Origin of the sequence: Aeromonas sp. HMWF016, from assembly GCF_963878195.1 — a bacterium.
GTDB classification, from domain to species: Bacteria; Pseudomonadota; Gammaproteobacteria; order Enterobacterales; family Aeromonadaceae; genus Aeromonas; species Aeromonas lacus.
Genome location: NZ_CAWNWX010000085.1, coordinates 18,920 through 35,745 on the forward strand (window position 1 = coordinate 18,920; position 16,826 = coordinate 35,745).

Annotated in this window: 14 protein-coding genes; 11 read left to right on the forward strand and 3 right to left on the reverse strand. The window is 60.9% G+C overall.

Annotated features, from left to right (window positions below):
- Window positions 1–65: 65 nt before the first annotated feature.
- The 6 genes from gorA to AACS24_RS13420 all read left to right on the forward strand — a co-directional run bounded on the left by gorA (window position 66) and on the right by AACS24_RS13420 (window position 9,466).
- Window positions 66–1,415, forward strand: coding sequence for a glutathione-disulfide reductase (gorA, locus tag AACS24_RS13395; RefSeq protein WP_108570983.1), 1,350 nt, complete (start codon window positions 66–68; stop codon window positions 1,413–1,415).
- Window positions 1,416–1,802: 387 nt separating this feature from the next.
- Window positions 1,803–3,479, forward strand: coding sequence for a potassium-transporting ATPase subunit KdpA (kdpA, locus tag AACS24_RS13400; protein ID WP_108570984.1), 1,677 nt, complete (start codon window positions 1,803–1,805; stop codon window positions 3,477–3,479).
- The gene (kdpB, locus tag AACS24_RS13405) at window positions 3,480–5,537 is read left to right on the forward strand and encodes a potassium-transporting ATPase subunit KdpB (protein WP_108570985.1); all 2,058 of its coding nucleotides are present in this window, start codon (window positions 3,480–3,482) and stop codon (window positions 5,535–5,537) included. It begins immediately after the preceding gene.
- A 60-nt stretch (window positions 5,538–5,597) separates the two neighbouring features.
- On the forward strand, window positions 5,598–6,125 hold the full coding sequence (locus AACS24_RS13410; RefSeq protein ID WP_108570986.1) for a potassium-transporting ATPase subunit C: 528 nt from the start codon (window positions 5,598–5,600) through the stop codon (window positions 6,123–6,125).
- A 69-nt stretch (window positions 6,126–6,194) separates the two neighbouring features.
- Entirely contained in the window at window positions 6,195–8,783 is a 2,589-nt protein-coding gene (locus tag AACS24_RS13415) for a sensor histidine kinase (RefSeq protein ID WP_033115266.1), read from the forward strand.
- On the forward strand, window positions 8,783–9,466 hold the full coding sequence (locus AACS24_RS13420; RefSeq protein WP_033115265.1) for a response regulator: 684 nt from the start codon (window positions 8,783–8,785) through the stop codon (window positions 9,464–9,466). Before AACS24_RS13415 ends, AACS24_RS13420 begins: the two co-directional genes overlap by 1 nt.
- 4 nt (window positions 9,467–9,470) lie before the next feature.
- On the opposite strand, the gene AACS24_RS13425 is transcribed toward AACS24_RS13420, so the two are convergent.
- The gene (locus AACS24_RS13425) at window positions 9,471–10,598 is read right to left on the reverse strand and encodes a multidrug effflux MFS transporter (protein ID WP_108570987.1); all 1,128 of its coding nucleotides are present in this window, start codon (window positions 10,596–10,598) and stop codon (window positions 9,471–9,473) included.
- A gap of 92 nt (window positions 10,599–10,690) precedes the next feature.
- On the opposite strand from AACS24_RS13425, the gene AACS24_RS13430 reads away from it, so the two are divergent.
- Both AACS24_RS13430 and AACS24_RS13435 read left to right on the forward strand, forming a co-directional pair.
- The gene (locus tag AACS24_RS13430) at window positions 10,691–11,473 is read left to right on the forward strand and encodes an AraC family transcriptional regulator (RefSeq protein WP_033115263.1); all 783 of its coding nucleotides are present in this window, start codon (window positions 10,691–10,693) and stop codon (window positions 11,471–11,473) included.
- A gap of 206 nt (window positions 11,474–11,679) precedes the next feature.
- Window positions 11,680–12,930, forward strand: coding sequence for a valine--pyruvate transaminase (locus AACS24_RS13435; protein ID WP_108570988.1), 1,251 nt, complete (start codon window positions 11,680–11,682; stop codon window positions 12,928–12,930).
- Window positions 12,931–13,002: 72 nt separating this feature from the next.
- Here the strand turns inward: AACS24_RS13435 and AACS24_RS13440 are convergent, their stop codons facing one another.
- The gene (locus AACS24_RS13440; protein ID WP_108570989.1) at window positions 13,003–13,443 is read right to left on the reverse strand and encodes an Hsp20 family protein; all 441 of its coding nucleotides are present in this window, start codon (window positions 13,441–13,443) and stop codon (window positions 13,003–13,005) included.
- A 92-nt stretch (window positions 13,444–13,535) separates the two neighbouring features.
- On the reverse strand, window positions 13,536–13,949 hold the full coding sequence (locus AACS24_RS13445; RefSeq protein WP_041210487.1) for an Hsp20 family protein: 414 nt from the start codon (window positions 13,947–13,949) through the stop codon (window positions 13,536–13,538).
- A 269-nt stretch (window positions 13,950–14,218) separates the two neighbouring features.
- Here AACS24_RS13445 and AACS24_RS13450 point away from each other — a divergent pair, with 269 nt between their 5' ends.
- The 3 genes from AACS24_RS13450 (at window position 14,219) to AACS24_RS13460 (ending at window position 16,814) form a co-directional block, all read left to right on the forward strand.
- On the forward strand, window positions 14,219–14,989 hold the full coding sequence (locus tag AACS24_RS13450) for an MBL fold metallo-hydrolase (RefSeq protein WP_108570990.1): 771 nt from the start codon (window positions 14,219–14,221) through the stop codon (window positions 14,987–14,989).
- Window positions 14,990–15,084: 95 nt separating this feature from the next.
- Window positions 15,085–16,044 carry a helix-turn-helix domain-containing protein gene (locus AACS24_RS13455; protein WP_108570991.1) on the forward strand — a complete coding sequence of 320 codons (960 nt, stop codon included), beginning with the start codon at window positions 15,085–15,087 and terminating at the stop codon, window positions 16,042–16,044.
- 65 nt (window positions 16,045–16,109) lie between these two features.
- A complete protein-coding gene (locus AACS24_RS13460) occupies window positions 16,110–16,814 on the forward strand; it encodes a helix-turn-helix transcriptional regulator (protein WP_108570992.1) in 705 nt (234 codons plus the stop codon).
- The last annotated feature ends 12 nt before the right edge of the window (window positions 16,815–16,826 follow it).

The following is a 16,826-nucleotide window of genomic DNA, read 5'->3' on the forward strand; positions in this document are numbered from 1 at the left end:
TGTGAGCCAGCCGCTTTATCCCCATCATGCTGTGATTGCATTCTTAATGAGCGGAGAACCTCGCAATGGCACAGCATTTTGACTATATCGCCATCGGCGGCGGCAGCGGCGGTATCGCATCTGCCAACCGGGCTGCCATGTACGGTAAGAAAGTTGCCCTGATTGAAGCCAAAGAGTTGGGTGGAACCTGCGTCAACGTAGGCTGCGTCCCGAAGAAAGCCATGTGGTATGCCGGCCAGATTGCCGATGCTCTGAAATATGGCGCCGATTACGGCTTCGACACCACTCTCAACCACTTCGACTGGGCCAAGCTGGTCGAGTCCCGCCAGGCCTACATCGGCCGTATCCACACCTCCTATCAGAATGTGCTGGGCAAGAACCAGATCACCGTCATCAAGGGATTCGCCCGCTTCGTCAATAGCAACACGATCGAGGTCAATGGCGAGCAATACACCGCAGATCACATCCTGATCGCTACCGGTGGCCGTCCGGAAATTCCGGCCATCCCGGGTGCCGAGCTGGGTATCGACTCCGACGGTTTCTTTGACCTGCAAAGCCAGCCCAAACGGGTTGCCGTAGTGGGTGCCGGCTATATCGCCGTCGAGATCGCCGGGGTGATGCAGGCGCTGGGCTCAGAAACCCATCTGGTGGTGCGCAAGCACGCGCCGCTTCGCAACTTCGACCCCATGATCCACGAGACACTGGTCGAAATCATGGCGCAGGAAGGGCCCAAGCTGCACACCCACGCCATTCCCAAAGCCGTGCTCAAGAACGCTGACAACAGCCTGACCCTGCAGCTGGAAGATGGTCGCCACCTCACCGTTGACTGCCTGATCTGGGCCATCGGTCGCGTACCGGCTACCGACAACCTGAATCTGGCCTCCACCGGTATCGAGCTGGACGAGAAGGGCTTCATCCCGACCGACAAGTTCCAGAATACTGCCGTCGCCAACATCTATGCAGTAGGTGACAACACTGGTCGCATCCAGCTCACGCCGGTAGCCGTCGCAGCGGGTCGTCGCCTCTCCGAGCGGCTGTTCAACAACAAGCCGAACGAGCACCTCAACTACGATCTGGTGCCGACCGTGGTCTTCAGCCACCCGCCCATCGGCACCATTGGCCTGACCGAGCCGGAAGCCATCGCCGAATACGGTGAGGGTCAGGTGAAGGTCTACCGTAGCCAGTTCACCGCCATGTACTCGGCGCTGACCCAGCATCGCCAACCTACCCGGATGAAACTGGTCTGCGTCGGCCCTGAAGAGAAGGTGGTCGGTCTGCATGGCATCGGCTTTGCCATGGACGAGATCCTGCAAGGCTTTGGCGTCGCCATGAAGATGGGTGCCACCAAGGCGGACTTCGACAACTGCGTCGCCATTCATCCGACCAGCGCAGAAGAGTTTGTAACCATGCGCTGAGGGAGCTGGGTCATAGAGGTCAAACCGACCACGGCGTCCCCGTCCCACCCCACCAGTGCGGAAGAGTTTGTAACAATGCGATAAGCACGTTGGAAGCTGGCCTGTCACTATCAGGTCATCTTCATCCACCAGCGTTCAAACCCGGCTCAGGCCGGGTTTTTTGATCCCGCCTCGCCACCAGATCCTTCGCAAAAGCGTCGTTCTTTACGCCGATTTTACGCCTGTCAAATGGGGCTTTATGGCGCCTTTACGCCGGTTCTTCTTACCATTTAAGCGTCAATTACACCAATGGAGTCGATATGAATTGGCTATATCTGCTGCTGGTCCTCGCCTTGATGGTCTATCTGCTGCGCGCACTCACGCGCAGTCACGAGTGAGGAATCCGCTATGTGGCAAGAAATGATCTACCCCGTCGCATTTGTGCTGCTGGTACTGCTGCCAGCACCTCTGCTTGGCAATTATCTCTACCGGGTATTTGAAGGCCAGTGCCGCTGGCTGGCCCCCGTGGAGCGTGCCACCCTGTTCTGCTGCGGCACGGACGGACGGGAACAGGACTGGAAGTCCTATACCCTCAGCCTGCTGGCCTTCAATGGCGCCGGCTTCGGCCTGCTGTTCCTGATCCTGATGGCGCAGGGTCTGCTACCCCTCAACCCGCAGCAGTTGCCGGGCCTGAATTGGCAGCTCGCCTTCAACACTGCGGTCAGCTTTATGACCAACACCAACTGGCAAGCCTATTCTGGTGAGGCCAGCCTCTCCTACTTCAGCCAGATGGTGGGACTGACCACCCAGAACTTCGTCTCTGCCGCCACAGGTGCTGCCGTAGCGGTTGCGATGTTCCGCGGTATCGCCCGCCAGCAGACAACCCACCTTGGCAACTTCTGGTTGGATCTGGTGCGTTTTTGCCTCTACGTGCTGCTGCCGATGTCGCTGATCCTGGCACTGCTGCTGGTATGGCAGGGGGTTCCGCAGAGCCTGTCAGCCTATCTGCCGTTCCACACTCTGGAAGGCCAGGAGCAGCTGCTGCCGCTCGGCCCGGCTGCTTCGCAAATTGCCATCAAGCAGCTCGGCTCCAACGGTGGTGGCTTCTTTGGCATCAACTCCGCCCACCCGTTCGAGAACCCGACCGCCCTCTCCAACTGGCTGGAGATGGTCGCCCTGCTGACCCTGGCCGCCGCCATGGTCTTTACTCTGGGTCGCTATGTGAAAGACATGGCCCACAGCCGCGCTATCGTCATTGCCATGACCATCATGCTGGCACTGGGACTCTTCGTTTCCATCACTCAGGAGATGAAACTGGATCCGGCCCTGACTCATCTTGCCAGCGAAGCGGGCAACTGGGAGGGCAAAGAGAGCCGCTTCGGCCCTGTGCTCTCCAGTATCTGGGAAGTGGCGACTACCGCCGCCTCCAACGGCTCGGTCAACGCCATGCACGACAGCTTCGCCCCGCTCTCCGGCATGGTCGCCATGATCAACATGCTGCTGGGTGAAGTGGTCTTCGGCGGCGTGGGTGCCGGCATCTACGGCATGATGCTGTTCGTGCTGCTCACCGTCTTCCTGTGCGGTCTGATGGTGGGCCGTACCCCGACCTATCTGGGCAAACGCCTCGGTATCACCGAGATGAAATGGGTCGTCGCCAGCATGCTGGTGATGCCGGTGGGGGTTTTGGTGATCGGCGGTGTCACTCTGCTGATGCCGGATGCGGCCACGATCATAGGTCACGATGGCCCGCACGGTCTGTCACGCCTCATCTATGCCTACGCCTCGGCTGCCGGCAACAACGGCTCCGCTTTCGCCGGCTTTGCTGCCGGTGACAACTGGCAGTGCGTTGCCATCGGTCTGGCCATGCTGCTCGGTCGCTTCGGCTACATCATCCCCATCATGGCCATTGCCGGCCAGCTCGCCCGCGCTCCGCGCCAGGAGATAAGCGAGGGGGATTTCCCGATCCGCGGCCCGCTCTTCATTACCCTGCTGATCATCACCGTATTGCTGATTGGCGGCCTCTCCTTCCTGCCGGTGCTGGCACTGGGCCCCGTGGCAGAACATCTGATGCTGGGAGCTTTCTAAATGAGCAAGTCCACTTCAATGAGTTCCGACACCATGCTGGTGAAGGGCAAAAAACAGCAATCGCAGATCCTGCAGGCCATGGTTGAAGCCATCTACCGCTTCAATCCCAAGGCGCTGTTTGGCAGCCCCATTCTGTTCACCCTCTGGCTGGCCGCAGTCATGGCGACTGTGGAGTCACTGCTGGGGCAGCCGTTCTCCGGCGTCGCCCCCTCGCTGGCCTGGCAGCTGACCGCCTGGCTCTGGCTCACCCTCTGGTTTGCCAACTTCGCCGAAACACTGGCCGAAGGTCGCGGCAAGGCTCGGGCCGACAGCCTCAAGGCAGGCATGAGCCAGCTCAAGGCCCGTCGGGTGACCGATGCCAAAGATGGACAGGGCGAGTGGGTACCTGCCACCAGCCTGATGAAGGGTGATCTGGTGTTGGTACGCAGCGGCGAGATGATCCCGGCCGACGGCGAGGTGATCGCCGGTATCGCCTCGGTCAACGAGGCCGCCATCACCGGCGAATCCGCCCCCGTCATTCGCGAGTCGGGCACCGACCGCAGCGGCGTGACCGGCAACACGACGGTCGTCTCCGACGAGATCTGGGTGCGTGTCAGCAACAATCCGGGTGAAAGCACACTGGATCGCATGATTGCACTGGTGGAAGGGGCCAAGCGCCAGAAAACTCCCAACGAGATGGCGCTGGATGCCCTGCTGGTTGGGCTGACCCTGATCTTCCTGCTGGTGGTCGCCACCCTGCCCTGGTTCCTCGACTACAACGGCACTCAGGTACCGCGCCTCTACCTGATCGCTCTCTTTATCACCCTGATCCCGACCACCATCGGCGGCCTGCTCTCCGCCATCGGCATTGCCGGTATGGATCGACTGGTGAAACTGAACGTGATTGCCAAATCGGGCCGGGCCGTCGAAGCGGCCGGTGACGTGCGCACCCTGCTGCTGGACAAGACAGGTACCATCACCTTCGGCAACCGGATGGCTGACGAACTGATCCCGGCTCCCGGCATTGACCCTGCCCTGCTGGCACAAGCGGCCATGCTGGCCTCGCTGGGTGACAACACTCCCGAGGGTAAATCTATCCTGACTCTGGCGGGCAAGAGCCACACCAAACCGAGCCAGCTGGATGATGACAAGGTGATCCCCTTCAGCGCCGAAACCCGTCTGAGCGGGCTGGATCGCAACGGTCACCAATATCGCAAGGGGGCAGTCGATGCGGTACTGAACTACCTCTCTCTCGACCGCAAAGCGGTACCGGAGCTGGTGCTCAAGTCAGTCGACAACATCGCCCGCCAGGGTGGTACTCCGCTGCTAGTCTGTACCCATGAACAGCTGCTGGGGGTGGTCTACCTCAAGGACATCATCAAGCCCGGCATCAAGGCACGCTTCCAGATCCTGCGCCATATGGGGATCCGTACCGTGATGATCACCGGTGACAACCCGAAAACGGCCGCCGCCATAGCCGCCGAAGCCGGGGTGGATGACTTCATCGCCGAAGCAACGCCGGAGAAGAAGCTCGCCTATATCCGGCAGGAGCAGGCCGATGGCCGTCTGGTCGCCATGTGTGGTGACGGTGCCAACGATGCGCCTGCGCTGGCACAGGCTGATGTGGGTCTGGCCATGAACGAGGGTACCCAGGCCGCCAAGGAGGCGGGCAATCTGGTGGATCTCGACTCCAACCCCACCAAGCTGCTGGACGTGGTGCTGGTCGGCAAACAGCTGCTGGTGACCCGTGGCGCCCTGACCACCTTCTCCATCGCCAACGATGTGGCCAAGTACTTTGCCATCCTGCCGGCCCTGTTCATCGCCGCCTACCCGCAACTGGGGGTGCTGAACCTGATGCAGCTGGGCAGCCCGCAGAGCGCCATCCTGTCGGCCATCATCTTCAACGCCCTGATCATCGTAGCGCTGGTGCCGCTGGCCCTGCGCGGTGTCGACCTGAAGGGATCGGCCGCCAGCCTGCTGCGCCGCAACCTGCTGATCTACGGTGTCGGCGGCCTGCTGGTGCCTTTTATCGGCATCAAGCTGATCGACCTGGTCATTACCGGCCTGGGTCTGGTGTAACGGCATAACCGGGATGCGGGTCAGCCCGCATCCACACAACGAATTCGGAGCATATCCATCATGATCGCAATCAGAACCCTGCTGACCCTGACCCTGCTGTTGGGCGTGGGTTATCCGCTGGCCGTCACCGGACTGGCCCAGTTGATCTTCCCCTGGCAAGCCAACGGCAGCCAGCTGACCGACAGCAAGCAGCAACTCATCGGTAGCGCCCTGCTGGCACAGAAATTCGAGCGGGCTGACTACTTCCACCCCCGCCCTTCAGCCAGTGATTTCAACACCATTGGCGGTAGTGCCAGCAATCTGGGGATGAGCTCACCGCTGCGGGCGGAGTTCGCCGAACAGGCCGCCAAGGCACAGCCTGAAACCAGCTCTCCTGCCATGCTGACCCGTTCCGCCTCTGGCCTCGATCCCCACCTGCCACTCGATGCGGTGCTGGCGCAGGTGGATCGTGTAGCCAGAGAACGTGGACTGGATCCCGCCCAACTGACGGAGCAGGTCAAGTCGGCCACACAAGCTGGTATCCTTGGCCCGCAGGTGGTCAACATTCTCCAGCTGAACCTGCAACTGGATCATCAAAAGGGCGCCTGAGGGCGCTCCTTGCCGATCTGGCGTTGACCTCCATTTTCGACGCGGGCAGTTGGCTCGATAGGGATAAGCATGCGTGATGAGGTAAGGGCTGACGCCCTGCTGGCAAGTCTGGAGCAAGAGCACAAGGGCAAGCTGAAAGTCTTTCTCGGGGCCGCCCCCGGCGTGGGCAAGACCTACGCCATGTTGCAGGCGGTGCGGGAACAGGCCAAGGAGGGGGTCGACATCCTGATTGGCGTGGTGGAGACCCACGGCCGGCAGGAGACACTGGCCCTGCTCGACAAACTCGCCATCCAGCCGCGCAAGATCCACATGCACCGTCAGCAGCGGCTGGAGGAGATGGACCTCGACGGCCTGCTGGCGCGCAAGCCAGCCATCGCCGTGGTGGACGAACTGGCCCACAGCAACGCCCCCGGCAGCCGCCACGAGAAGCGCTGGCAGGATGTGGAGGAGCTGCTCAACGCCGGTATCGACGTCTATAGCACCCTCAACGTCCAGCATCTTGAGAGCCTCAACGATCTGGTGTGGCAGCTGACCGGGGTCAGGGTCAAAGAGACCCTGCCCGATCAGGTTCTGCTCGATGCAGACAGCATTATCCTTATCGACCTCCCCCCCAAGGAGCTGCTCGGCCGCCTGCGCGAGGGGAAGGTTTATGTACCCCATCAGGCCAAGGCCGCCCTGCAATCCTTCTTCTCCCTCAACAACCTCACTGCATTGCGGGAACTGGCGATGCAGACCGCAGCCAGCCATGTGGAGGGCGATCTGCAACTGCAATGGCAGGCGGCGGGCAAGACCACATTGCCGCTGCGGGGCAAGCTGATGGTCTGCCTCGGCAACCAGCACGGGGCTGCGCTGGTGCGCTATGGCCACCGCTTTGCCCAGCGTCGCCAGCTGCCCTGGCTGGTGGTGCACGTGGACAGCAATGGCCACAGCTCGGCCGACGTGGAGCAGGCGCTGGCACTCGCCTCCCAGCTAGGCGCCAAGGTGCTGACCCTCTCCAGTCCGGCGGTCGCCAATACCCTGCTGGAGACTGCCGAGCAGCAGCAGGTATCGCAGCTGCTGCTCGGCAAACCGCACAAGGCACCGTGGCGTCGCTCGCTGGTGCAGCACCTGCTCAAGCAGGCACAGGGGCTGGAGATCACCCTGGTCGATACCGAGAAACAGAAACACAGAGTGGGGATGCGCTCCCCGACGCCGAAAGATATTCACCACAGCCTGCTGGCGGTGGCCATCATGGGCATCACCTCGGCCATCGCATGGGGACTCTCCTACTGGCTGCCTCCCGCAGCTTTGCCACTCATCTTCGTACTGGGGGTGCTGGCGACTGCCCTTACCACCAGTCTGGTGCCCGCTACGCTGGCGGCGGTGCTGGGCTTTATCGCCCACAATCTGCTCTTCACCGCCCCCTACTTCTCCCTGAGCGTCGCAAACCACAGCGACCTGCTCACCCTGTTCGTGCTGCTTATCGTCGGCATGACGGCGGGGCGCCTCGCCTCCCGCCAGCGCCAGCAGCTGATAGGCCTGCGCGAGACCCAGCAGCTGGGCAATGCCCTGCTCTCCCTCAGTCAGGGGCTGGCGACCGCCAACAGCCCGGAGGAGGTGCTCAGACAAGGGGCGCAAGCGATCTCGCTGGCGCTTGGCCAGCCGACCGTGGTGATCGACAAGGATTTTCACGACCGCCTCGGCAACGAGAAGCACAGACCCGGCCAGACCGACAAGGCGGCCATCGACTGGTGTCTGGCCCAGAAGCAGAGCGCCGGGGCCCACACCGCCACTCTCAATGCCGCCGAGGCGCAGTATCACCACCTCAGCGATGACCTGGTGATCGGTATAACGCTGGCCAATCCGCTCTCCTCCTCTGCCGAACATCAGCTGCAGGCACTGCTCACCGACATTCGCGCCGCGCTGGCGCGGATCGACCTCAACGAGCGGCTGGCCGACAGCCAGCTGCAGGCGGAAACAGACCGGATGCGGGCCGCCCTGCTCTCCTCGGTCTCCCACGACTTGAAGACACCGCTGGCCACCATCATGGGTGCCGGCAGCACTCTGCTGGAATATGGTGACCGGATCCCGCCGGATGATCGCAACGAACTGCTCCACTCGGTACAGGACGAGGCACGCCGCCTGCACAGCTATGTGCAGAATCTGCTGGATATGACCCGTATCGGCTCCCCCGACTTCCAGTTGAAGCGGGACTGGGTCGACCTGACCGATCTGGTGGAGAGCGCCCGCAAGCGGCTCGACTCCTCCTGGCGCCAGCACAAGCTGCTGGTACACATCGATCAGCATGTGCCCCAGCTCTATGTCCATGGCGCCCTGATCGAGCAGGTGCTGGTCAACATCCTCGATAACGCCTCCCGCTACTCGCCGGCAGGCACCCCCATCGAGTTCAAGGTGATGGTGGCCGAACCCGACCTCATCATCGATATCATCGATATCGGGGTCGGTATCGCCGAGTCGGATCGGGAGAAGATCTTCAACCTCTTCTACACCCAGCCGGTGGGCGATTGCGGCAGCCGTGGCACCGGGCTTGGCCTGGCCATTTCCCGCGCTATGATAGAGGCCCACGGCGGCAAGATTTGGGCCTTCTCCGGCCCCAATGGCAACGGCACCTGCATGCGTATCTCCCTGCCGCTCGCACTCAATTCACCGGAGGTTTGATGGCGCACATTCTGGTCATAGATGATGAAGCGGCGATCCGTCGCTTTCTGCGGATCAGCCTGATTGCCGAGGGGCATCAGGTGAGCGAAGCGGTCAGCGTCACCGAGGGGCTGGAGCAATACCGCCACCTCAACCCCGATCTGGTGATCCTCGATCTCGGCCTGCCGGATGGCGATGGTATCCAGGTATTGCAGGCCATTCGCGAACACCACCCCAACCCGGTGCTGGTGCTGTCGGCCCGTGATTCGGAGCAGGAGAAGGTGCGGCTGCTGGATGCCGGTGCCAACGACTACATGAGCAAGCCGTTTGGCATCGGCGAGATGATGGCCCGCATTCGCGTACTCTTGCGCCAGCGGGCTGGCGTCAGCAGTGGCGAGCGGCGCCACTTCCCCCAGTGTGGCCTGACGCTCGATATCAGCAGCCACAAGGTGACCATGAAGGAGGAGGAGATCCCCCTCTCCCGCAAGGAGTTCGCCCTGCTGCAAGCGCTGGTATGCCACCCCGGCAAGCTGGTGATGCAGACCCAGCTGCTCAACGACATCTGGGGGCCGAGCCACAAAGAGGACACCCACTACCTGCGCATCGTTATCGCCAGCCTGCGTAAAAAGCTGGGGGATAACCCCCAGCAACCGACGCTTATCGAGACCGAATCAGGTATCGGCTACCGCTTTATCGGCAACTGACGTTTCACGTGGAACGGCGCCCACAGCCAAGCAGTACCAGCAGACCACAGCCACTCAGCAACAGGCCAAGATCCTGCAATCCGGCCGCCACCGCCAATCCCAGACTGAGCAGCAGGTAGTAGCCAAGCCCGAATAGGGCGCCAGCACTGCCTGCCACCTCGCGATAGGCCAACAGTGCCTGACTCAGCACATTGGGGATCGCCACCCCATAGGCCACCACGATTCCCATCATGGGCAGCAGGAACCAGAGGCTGGCCTGAGTCGTCCAGACCAGCAGCCCGGCAATCAACGCCAGCACGCTAGCCAGTCGGATCAGAGATGACGGCAGCCACCCCCTCCCCAGCAGATGCTTGTTGAGCAGGCTGCCAAGCAGGGTCGCCAGTGCCAGCAAGATCCCCGAATAACCAAACTCGCCGGTGCTCAATCCCAATCCGGCAAACAGGAACGGCGCCAGACTGTAGTAACCAAACAGCATGGTGTTGAACAAGGCGACCAGCATGGCACTGCGCCAGAGCCCGCCATCCTTCATCATCCGGCACGCCAGCGGCCAGAGTGCGACTTGCCGGGTGGTGGCCGGACGGGTTTCCGGCAGTTGCCAACATGCAACCAGCAGCAAGCCTACCGCCAGTATCAGCAAACCACTGAACACCCCGAGATAGCCGAACCAGCTCGCCAGCTGCCCGCCACTGAGCAGCCCCAGCACCGGACTGAGTGAGAGCGCAATGCCCATCACCGAGAAGACCCGCGCCAGATCGCTACCCTGATAGCTGTCACGTAGCATGGTCTGTGTCACCACGGAACCCACTGCAGCGCCAAAGGCCGAGATGATCCTGGCCAGTAGCAGGGTTTCAAACTGGTTGGCCAGCAGCGCCAGCAGGGTGCCGGCGCCATAGGTGAGCAGACCCGCCAGCATGGCGGGACGCCGCCCGATCAAATCGCAGAGCCGTCCCCAGCAGACCACCCCCACAGCAAATGCCAGAAAATAGACCGACAGGGTCTGGGATGCCTGCCCCTCGCTCACCCGAAACTGGGTGGCGATGTGGGTCAGTACCGGGCTGTAGATGGTCTCCACAATCTGGGGAAACATCATCAATCCCACCACCAGCCAGAGCGGTGGCAACTTGTTGTTCATGACAAACCTCCTTCACAAGAGGTCGCCATTCTAGAGAGATGCCAATTGTCTGATTACAATAAGCAGGACTATAAACATCAAAAATCGGACATATGGCCTTTATTCTTCCCGATCACCCTTTTGACCCCGACCAGCTGACGGGCAGCGTGATCGGCATAGCCTCCGCCCTCGGCTGGCACGACTCGGGCCTGCATCAGCATCAGCGCCATCAGCTGCTGTTCGCTCAATCCGGCTGCATGACCATGGAACTGGAAGGTCGGGTCTGCCTGCTACCGCCCACCCGCGCCGCCTGGCTGCCTGCAGGCACCGCCCACCGGATCTTGATGCGTGGTGTGGTGGCCTACCGCTCCCTCTACTTCCAGCCGCACCCCGAGTTGCCCGGCACGATGGAGGTGTTGGCGGTCAATCCGCTGCTGCACGAGCTGATCGAACGGATGGCGCTCTGGCCGTGGGACAAACCGCAAGAGCAGCAACAACGGACGGTGGCACTGTTTATGGAGGAGTTGGGGCAGGCGCCGCGGGAGTCATGGCAGCTGCCGCTACCGACCGATCCCAGACTGGGCGGCTGGCTACAACAGTTGAAACGGGGAGATGCCCTGCCGGAGCGGCTAAATCAGTTAGCCGGACAGATTGGTGCTAGTGACAAGACCATTGGCCGCATCTTTATGCGGGAGACCGGCATGAGCTATCAGGCGTGGCGTCAGCAGTGGCGACTGCTACGGGGGATGGAACTGTTGGCCGAGGGGCAATCCATCAGTCGCATATCCTCGGCACTGGAGTTCTCCAGCGACAGCGCCTTTATCAGCTTCTTCAGGCAACACACCGGGCAGACTCCTGCGCGCTATATCACTCCCCACCAGGGAGTAGCTGAATAGTTGCTACAACCAGCTGATTTGGTTCAAATAAATCCATTTCCCCTGTGCGCTTGTCCGGTTAATGTTTCTTTCGAAACCGCTGTGCTTCCGCGCTTAATTTTTACTCCATGTTCCACGTGGAACGTCCCATCTTTTTGATCGACACCCGCTTTTAAACTGAGCTATGGTGCTACATCCCCGTAACTCAAATCTGGATCTGTCACTGAATGGAATTTTCCTTGTTCGGCGAGAAGTTCACTCGCCACGCCGGCATTACCCAACTCATGGATGACCTCAATCAGGGGCTGACCAATCCGGACGCCATCATGCTGGGTGGCGGCAATCCGGCCCCCATCCCCGCCATGCTGGAGCGCTTTCAGGCCGAGGCCAAAACCCTGCTCGACAACGGCGAACTGGTGAAGGCGATGGCCAACTACGATGGCCCGCAAGGCAAAGACAGGTTCACCAAGGCGCTGGCAGCCCTGCTCAGCAAAGAGCTGGGCTGGGATATCTCGGCCCGCAATATCGCCCTGACCAACGGCAGCCAGAATGCCTTCTTCTACCTCTTCAACCTGTTGGCCGGTGAATTTGCCGATGGCCGCAAGAAGAAGGTGCTGTTCCCGCTCGCCCCCGAATACATCGGCTATGCCGACTCGGCGCTGGCAGATGACTACTTCGTGGCCTACAAGCCCACCATCGAGAAACTGCCCGATGGCCAGTTCAAATACCACGTGGATTTCGAGAGCCTGCAGGTGGGTGACGATATCGGGGTGATCTGCGTCTCCCGCCCGACCAACCCCACCGGCAATGTGCTGACCGACGAAGAGATCGAACACCTCGATCAGATCGCCCGCGACAGGGGGATTCCGCTGCTGATCGACAACGCCTACGGCGTGCCCTTCCCGGGTATCATCTTCAGCGAAGCCAAGCCATTCTGGAACGCCAACACCATCCTCTGCATGAGCCTCTCCAAGCTGGGCTTGCCGGGCACCCGCTGCGGCATCGTTATCGCCGACGAGAAAATAATTCAGGCCATCACCAACCTGAGCGGCATCATCAATCTGGCACCGGGCAGTCTGGGCCCCGCCATCACCATCCCGATGATCGAGAGCGGCGATATCATCGCCCTCAGCGAACAGGTGGTGAAGCCCTTCTATCAGCAGAAGGCTGAGCTGGCGGTGCAACTGCTGCGCGAGGCGATCCCCGATCCGCGCTTCCATATCCACAAGCCGGAAGGCGCCCTCTTCCTCTGGCTCTGGTTTGAAGGATTGCCAATCCACTGTCAGGAGCTTTACGAGCGACTGAAAGCGAAGAACCTGCTGATCGTGCCGGGTCACTACTTCTTCCCCGGCATCGACGACCCCGAGTGGCGCCACAGTCAGGAGTGTATCCGCCTCAACTACTCCCAGAGCGAGGAGCTGGTGCGTCGCGGCATCGCCATTCTGGCGGACGAGATCAACACCCTCTACGCTGGTTAATCCAATCCGGCGATACAAAAACAGAAAGGCCTGCATCTGCAGGCCTTTGTTGTTTATCGCGATCCGGTTTGCTTAGCCGGGCAGCGCCAGCTGCTCGGGTTTACCGATGGGGATGGCGCGGGGCTTGAGTGCCTCCGGCAGTTCGCGAGCCAGATCGATGGTCAGCAAGCCATGCTCCAGCTTGGCACCCTGTACTTCCACGTGCTGGCTCAGCTTGAAGGCGAGCTCAAAGTCACGCTCGGCAATCCCCTGATGGAGGAACTGACGTTCACCGGCTGCCGCCCCTTTGCGCCCCTTCACCTTGAGGGTGCCGTTTTCGGTCTCCAGCTCCAGCTCTTCGCGCTCGAAGCCAGCCACGGCGACCGTGATGCGATAGCCATCCTGATCGCGCTTCTCAATGTTGTACGGGGGGTAAGAGGCGGTCTTCTGATCGAACAGACCTTCCAGCTCACGGGCCATCCGCTCGAAGCCGACGGCATTGGAATAGAGATGAGAAAAATCGAGGTTACGCATAATCCTATCCTTCTAATAAGCAACAGGTTCAACTCTCCACAGGCCCGTCATCGGCACCCGGGAAATTTTAAAATCGCAGTGAATTCAGGTTATCAGCCGTTGATCTCAATCTTGCGCGGCTTCATCGCCTCGGGCACTTCACGCACCAGCTCGATGTGCAGCAAGCCGTTTTTCAGATCAGCCCCTTTCACCCGCACATAGTCGGCCAGCTGGAAACGGCGCTCGAAACCACGTTCGGCAATCCCCTGATAGAGATAGTTGCGCTCGGTGTCGGCCTGCTTGTTGCCCTTCACCGTCAGCAGATTTTCCTGGAAGCTCAGCTCCAGCTCTTCCTGGGTAAAGCCCGCCACCGCCATGCTGATGCGGTAGTCGTTGTCACCCAACTGCTCGATGTTGTAGGGGGGATAACCGGCATTGCCATTGCTGGCCGCAGATTCGATGAGATTGGCCAGACGATCGAAACCAATGGCAGAACGATAGAGCGGAGAAAAGTCGATAGAACGCATAGTATTACCCTCTTGTGAGCGATAACGGATTGTTTACCCTCCTTATGGACGGGCGTCTGGTCGAAACCTCTGTTGAGCGTTCCGGCCTTGTTACCTATATAGGGGCTCACTTTTTCCTTTCAAGGGGATTTTTTCAAATTTTTTAAATGGCCACACTTATCACCCTGTTGGCCCGATAGTGATGATAATCGACCCGTGGGCCACTGATGGCAACTCGCTCCGTCTCCCATAATTGGTTGCATATCCACCAGCCAACATGGAGCCATCCCATGAAGATTACCCAGGTTCGCAACGCCACCTTGCTGCTCGACTATGCCGGTACCCGATTTCTGATCGACCCCATGCTCTCGGCCAAGGGGGCCTTCCCCGGCTTTGAGGGCACCGCCAACAGCCATCTGCGCAATCCGCTGGTCGAGCTGCCGCTACCGATCGATGAGCTGGTCGATGTGGACGCCGTTATCGTCACCCACGACCATCCCGACCACTGGGATGATGCCGCCAGAGCCCTGCTCCCCAAGCATCTGCCGCTCTTGGTGCAACATCAGAAAGATGCCGATACCATTCGTGCCAGTGGCTTTGAGGATGTGCGCCTGCTGAGCGACCAGCCCGAGTTTGCCGGCATTCGCCTGCAACAGACCGGTGGCCAGCACGGCAGCGACCAGTTGATGGCGGTACTGGGCGAGCGCATGGGAGAGGTATGCGGCGTGGTCTTCTCCCATCCCGATGAACAGAGCCTCTATCTGGCCGGTGATACCATCTGGCATCCCTCGGTCGAGCAAGCCCTGCAACAGCATCAGCCTGAGGTCATCATCCTCAATTGCGGCGATGCACAGGTGCCCGGGCTCGGTTCCATCATCATGGGCAAGGAGGATGTCGCCGCCGTTTATCAGGCCGCACCGCAGGCCACGCTGATCGCTAGCCATATGGAGGCGGTCAACCACGCTGTGCTGTCACGCCAGGAGCTGCGCGAATATCTGGCAGAACGGGGCATGATGGATCGGGCGCGGATACCGGCGGATGGCGAGACTCTCCCGCTGTAACTGACTGGGCCATGCCGAACATATCGCATGGCCCTTCGGCTTTCACTGCCGAACGCTTATGATGAGAGGTCTGCGCGCAGAGAGGAGTCAACATAATGCCCACCCCGATCGTTGCCGTGGTGACCTTCGATCACTTCAGCCCTTTTCACTGCGCCGTCCCCTGCCTCATTTTCGGCGACATCCTGCCGGGCCAGCCGCTGTTCGAGCTCAAGATCTGCTGCGGTGACGGCAACCGTCATTCACACTCGGCGCAAGGCTTCACCATTCAGGCTCCCCATGGGCTGGAGGTGCTGGCCGAGGCGGAGATCATCATTATTCCCTTCTGGCATGACCCGGCAGCACGGCCACCCGCAGCGCTACTCGATGCCCTGATCGCCGCCAGAGCCAGAGGTGCCCGGCTGGTCGGACTCTGTCTCGGCACCTATGTGCTCGCCTACGCCGGGCTGCTCAATGGTCGCAAGGCATCGACCCACTGGGAGTACGAGCAGGATTTCTGCCGCCGCTTTCCCTGCGTGCGGCTCGATACCAACGCCCTCTATGTGGATGACGAAGGGCTGGTCACCTCGGCAGGCTCCGCCGCCGGGCTGGACTGCTGCCTCTATCTGGTACGCCAGTACCACGGCTCGGCCATCGCCAACAAGGTGGCGCGGCGGCTGGTGATCCCGCCTCACCGGGAAGGGGGTCAGGCCCAGTTTATCGAGCAGCTGGTGCCCGCCTCCACCCGCGATGTCCGGATTAACCAGTTGCTCGATCACCTGCGTGCTCATCTGGACGAACCCCATACCCTGGATTCTCTGGCAGCCCACACCCTGATGAGCCGACGCACCTTTACCCGCCGCTTTCATCAGGCTACCGGCCTCTCGGTAGGTGAATGGCTGTTGGCGGAGCGGCTCAGGCGCAGTCAGGAGCTGCTGGAGATAAGCGGCCATTCCATCGATCGCATTGCCGAGCTGGTCGGCTTCAAAAGTGCCACCTCCCTGCGCAATCACTTTCGTGCCCGCTTTGCCATCTCCCCTAGCGAGTGGCGACGCTCTTTTCGTGGCCATAACTCCTGATGATGCCCGCTGTACCCGCTCACCTCGCTATGGCAGGCTAACCAGAGATCCCGAGGAGTCATACCATGTCTCGTTCCGAACGTCTGCTGGCCCTGCTCCAGCTGCTGCGCGGCCACCGCTACGCCATCACTGGCACTGAACTGGCCGGCCAGCTTGGCATCAGCCTGCGCACCCTCTATCGGGATATCGCCACCCTGCAGGGACAAGGTGCCCATATCGAGGGCGAACCTGGGATCGGCTATGTGCTGCGTCCCGGCTTCATGCTGCCACCATTGATGTTCAGTGAAGAAGAGCTGGATGCGCTGGTGCTAGGGTCGCGTTGGGTGGTTGCCCACGGTGATGGAGCCTTGAGTGCATCGGCCAGCAGTGCGTTGGCCAAGATAGAAGCCGTGCTGCCCGCCGACTATCGCCAGCAGCTCCAGAGCAATGCCCTGCTGATCGGCACCTCCCGCAGCGACAGCCTCACTGATGAAGCCCCGCTGCGCAGCGCCATCCGCCAGCAACGCAAGGTGACCCTGGACTACCGCGATCTCAAGGATGAGACCTCTAAGCGCACCGTCTGGCCCTTTGCCCTCGGCTACTTCGAACAGGTGCGGGTACTGGTGGCCTGGTGCGAACTGCGTCAGGGCTTTCGCCACTTTCGGGTCGATCGCATCACCCGGATGCAGCCTGAAGATTGCCGCTATCCCAAAAGCAGAGAGAGCCTGCTGAAGGAGTGGCGCGCCACCCAGCAGATCCCGCAGCCGAAATTCATTGCTGACAGAAACTGACAGCAGGTGACG